This is a genomic window from Actinomyces denticolens (assembly GCF_002072185.1).
GTDB classification, from domain to species: domain Bacteria; phylum Actinomycetota; class Actinomycetes; order Actinomycetales; family Actinomycetaceae; genus Actinomyces; species Actinomyces denticolens.
The window spans coordinates 1-4117 of record NZ_MVIW01000071.1 but is presented as its reverse complement, the minus strand read 5'-3'; the positions used below and the strand labels follow the sequence as shown (position 1 = coordinate 4117).

Here is a 4117-nt window from a genome sequence, read left to right as displayed (position 1 = left end):
CTCCACGAGGCCAGCGCCTTCAAGATGCCGGGCGACCGGGTGGCGGCCTGGGCGAGCATCGTCTTCTTCGCCTTCGTGGTGTGGACCCTGACGCAGGCTCATGACACCAGGCTGGCGGTACTCGCCTCGCCGCTGTGGCTGGTCGCGATGGCGGCCGCCTGGTGGGTCCATTCCAGCCGTGCCAAGCGCCTGGCCGAGTGGGGCTGACTCGGCACCGCCCCCTACTGCTGCGGCCCGCCGTGGCGCGGTTTGAGGATTGCTCGGGCTCCGAGAGGGGTCGGGCGCGGTGCGGTCCTCACGAGCTGGCCTCTGGCCTGGACAAACGCAAGTCATGACGGTATGTCATAAAAAGGAATCCTCAAACCTCGCCAAATCCGCGGGTGCGCGAGTCCCAGCAGACAGCCTGAGCGCCGTGAACCACAGGTGACGCTGTCCACACCGGCTCTCCTGCGCTGTGGAGGCATCTCCTCGACGGGCCCGGAGATTTCCCACAATCCGGCGCATGGGACAACGCGAGGCGGAGGCGAGCAGGATCCTCCGGGAGCTTCGAGCGGGCCATGGGGCCCTGCGCCGTCGGGCCCTGCGCCTGGGCCGCACCGGCCAGCGAGCACTGGCCGACCTGCTGACTGCGGGTGACGTGCTGAGGACGGGCGGCGCCATCCACCTGCCGGATGCACCCCAGGCGATTGTCGTCAGCCGGTCGCTCGGCGGTGTGCTGACGGCCGAATCCGCTCTTGAGCACTACGGGCTCCCTGCGGTGCGCCGCTCGCGCTCGCTGCATGTCGCAGTGCCGGCACGTACCGGTGTGATCCGGGCGCCCGGTGGTGTGATCGTCCACCGGGAGGCCCATCTCGGCCGGGTCGATCCGCTTGAGATGCCCGTCGCCCCGCCTGAGCTCGTCCTGGCGCGGATGCTCCGGTGCTCCCCGGAGATCGATGCCGTCGCGGCACTGGACGCCGCGCTCCGCGAAGGCGTTGTCATGCCGGACTCCGTTCATGAGCTCCTCCGGGGCGACGGGTACCGGGCGGCTGTCGCGCGTCGGAGGGCGGGGCGGGCCAACCCGCGTGCTCGATCCCTGATTGAGAGCCGACTTCGCATCGAGCTCGAGGACGCGGGGCATCAGGTGGATGTCGGGGTGATCGTGCATGGCGTTGGTGAGGTCGATCAGCTCGTGGATCGGCGATTGTTCGTTGAGACGGATGGCTTCGCCTACCACTCCTCCAGGGAGGCGCTCTCCAAGGACCGGGAGCGCGACCAGCGGATGATCTCGATGGGACTGCCGGTTGTCCGGTTGACCTACGAGGATGTCATGCGAGGCTGTGGCGTCCTCATCGTCGAGGCCGCGCTGAGAGGGCTGGATGTGCGGCAGGTGCCCTTGGTGATCGATCTGGACCCGTCGACCGGGGTACCGAGGCTCGCGTGGTGAGTGTGAAGTGGCGCGGTTTGAGGATTGCTCGGGCTCCGCGAGGGGCCGGGCGCGGTGCGGGCCTCACGAGCTGGCCTCTGGCCTGGACAAACGCAAGTAATGACGGTATGTCATAAAAAGGAATCCTCAAACCTCGTCATTGAGGGGTGGGGCGCGGGCATCCGTGAGCGGGTGGAGCCGGGCGGGAGCGCTACAGCTCCCCGAGCTTCTGGAGGCGCTGGAGGCTGAGCCAGCCGATGGGAATCGGGATCCAGAAGGTGACCAGGCGGTACACGATGGCGGCCGACAGGGCGGTGCCACTGGGGATCCCCGCAGTGATGAGGCCCGCCGTCAAGGCGAACTCCACCGGTCCGATCCCACCGGGGGAGGGCACGATCGAGCCCACCGTGTTGGAGGCGAAATAGGCGATCGCCAGCACGGAGAAGGGCAGGGTGAAGCCGAAGGCCCACAGGCTCGCCCCGAAGGCCAGGATGTAGGACAGGCTCAGGAGCACGGCCCCTCCCACGCCGGCGAGCAGCCGTACGGGATTGGACAGGATCCACACGAGCCGGGGCTGGACCTGCCGGTACGTGGGCTCGATCTTCTCCCAGATCCAGACGCGCGCCCGCGGCACGGCCAGGACCATGGCGACGAGCGCGGCGAGCAGCACGGCTCCCAGCAGCACCCAGCCCGAGGGCAGGGTCAGCCCCGTCGACTGCCCCGTCGTCGCGGCCAGGACGACGAGCAGCACCAGGGTGACGAGGAATTGCACGACCTGGACGAGCGCCACCGTGGCGACGCCGACCGCCGTCGGCACGCCCTTGCGGGTCAGGAAGCGCAGGTTGATCGCAGCCCCTCCCACGCCGGCGGGCGCCACCAGCGCGACGACGGAGGAGGCCAGGTGGACTTCGGTGGAGCGCCACAGGCTCAGGCGCTCCGGGGTGAAGGCCACCAGGATGATGCCCGCCCCCAGATAGGTGGCCAGTGAGAAGACGAGCGCCCCCAGGATCCACCAGGTGTTGGCCTGGGCGACGGCGTCGGACACCTCCTCGAAGTTCATGCGGGCCAGGAGCGTCCACACCGCCACGAGGAAGATGACGGCCATGACCACGGTGCGCGCCTGGAAGCGGTTGATCCGGGCCGGCTCGGCGTGGGCGGTGGGTGTGAGCGCCACGAGGGCGTCCCTCAGCTCCTGGAGGACCCGTCCACGGCGACCCATGGCCCGACGGGTGTCGGCGGGCAGGACGACGCGCTGGAGCATGGGGGCGATGGAGGCCAACTGGGGGGTGGTCAGAACCCGGGAGGCCGACGCGATGGCGCGCTCGACTCCCACGGAGCCGGCGAGGAGGGCTAGGGCCTGGGCGAGGTCGACGCGCCGGGACAGCTCCGAGGAGATCGTCTCCCCGGAGTCCCAGCCGAGCAGCCACACGCGGCGCGCCTCATCGACGACGACGCTGTCCCCGCTCAGGCTGCGGTGCGCCAGGCCGGCCGCGTGAGCGCGGCGGAGCTGGTCCCACAGACCGGTCAGGACCGCGTCGGGAACATCGGGGCCGAGCTCGGACAGGGCGCGCGAGCCCGCGATGTGGTCCGTCACGAGCAGCACGGACTCGGGGGTGTCCGCCATCCCGCGCAGGGTGGGCGTGCGCACCCCGGCGCGGCGCGCCTCCAGCGTCATGAGGGCGGCGTGCTCGGCCTCGGCGCGGATCGACATGCCCCGCTCGGGGGACAGCCCCCGGACCCGGATCCGGTCCCACAGCGTGGCCAAGTAGCCGGCGACCTGCCGGTCGGCGTCGATGATCGTCAGATCATGGCGCGCGCCCGTGCGGTCCCAGACCGCGTACACGCGGTGGGTGCTGGGCCTCCCCGGGGACAGCGAGCGGGCCTCGGCGATGAGCGCCGGGGAGTCGATCGCCGGCGCCGGCGCGATCGTCGACGACGGTACGGCGGCGCGGCCCTCGCGCGCGGGAGGCAGGGCGGCCGTGTCCGGACCCGTGCCCGGACCCTCGGCGGGCGACCCGGCGGACGGCGCCGTATCCGGAGGCGCGGCCGCCGTCCTCGCCCATGTCACGGCGGGAGAACCGGCGGCGTCGCCACTGGTGGCCGACGAGGGCGAGGCGCTCGCGGGTGCCAGCGGGTTCTCCCGCACCTCCTCGGTGTAGCCCAGGGGGGCGTCCGTGGTCACCCACCAGGCCGTTGCCCCGGGCGCGCTGTCCACGCGGACCACCCTGACGGCGTCGACCCCCGCCCGGCGCAGCGCCCGTACGAGGGCGATGCCGTGGACGGAGCGGTCCTCCACCCCGAACAGGCAGCGCAGTGCCAGGCCCGCCAAACGGCCCAGGAGCAGGGAGAGCAGCGCCCCGGGAAGGGTGATGGCCGAGCGCAGCACGGCGAGCCCCACGATCGTCCATATCGCAACCCAGCCGTAGCGGACAGTGGCCGACGAGCGCCGCTCGCCCGCGGTCGTGAGCAGGCCCACCAGGGCGGCGAAGACAACGGACACGCCCAGGCGCGGAAGGCCCGAGGCGGTGACGGTCAGGCCGGCGGAGAGTGCCGGCGGCGCCCAGGCCTCCAGCGCCCACAGGGCCGCGATGGTGAGGGTCCAGCCGGCGACGGCTCCGGCGGCGCTCTCGGCGGCCCCCCTCCAGCGCCCCCGCAGGAGCTGGTCGAGGAGGATGAGGACCGGGATGAGGAAGGTCGCCAGCCCCTCAAGGG

The 4117-nt window shown here is 71.7% G+C and carries 2 protein-coding genes and 1 pseudogene; 2 read left to right on the top strand and 1 reads right to left on the bottom strand.

From position 1 onward, the window contains the following. Nucleotides 1-207: pseudogene (locus B1H55_RS11885) on the top strand (D-serine/D-alanine/glycine transporter); the annotation flags it as partial. A gap of 295 nt (nt 208-502) precedes the next feature. Then, nucleotides 503-1426 (top strand): hypothetical protein, encoded by a 924-nt coding sequence (locus B1H55_RS11880; protein WP_073454476.1) that lies wholly within the window; start codon nt 503-505, stop codon nt 1424-1426. Nucleotides 1427-1616: 190 nt separating this feature from the next. Here the strand turns inward: B1H55_RS11880 and B1H55_RS11875 are convergent. Then, nucleotides 1617-4117, bottom strand: a 2501-nt coding sequence (locus B1H55_RS11875; RefSeq protein WP_080461758.1) for a lysylphosphatidylglycerol synthase domain-containing protein, incomplete at its 5' end; no start/stop codon positions are given.

Bases quoted from the DNA above. Each gene is read 5' to 3' on its own strand.
- B1H55_RS11880 (WP_073454476.1), top strand. From the start codon at position 503: ATGGGACAACGCGAGGCGGAGGCGAGCAGGATCCTCCGGGAGCTTCGA.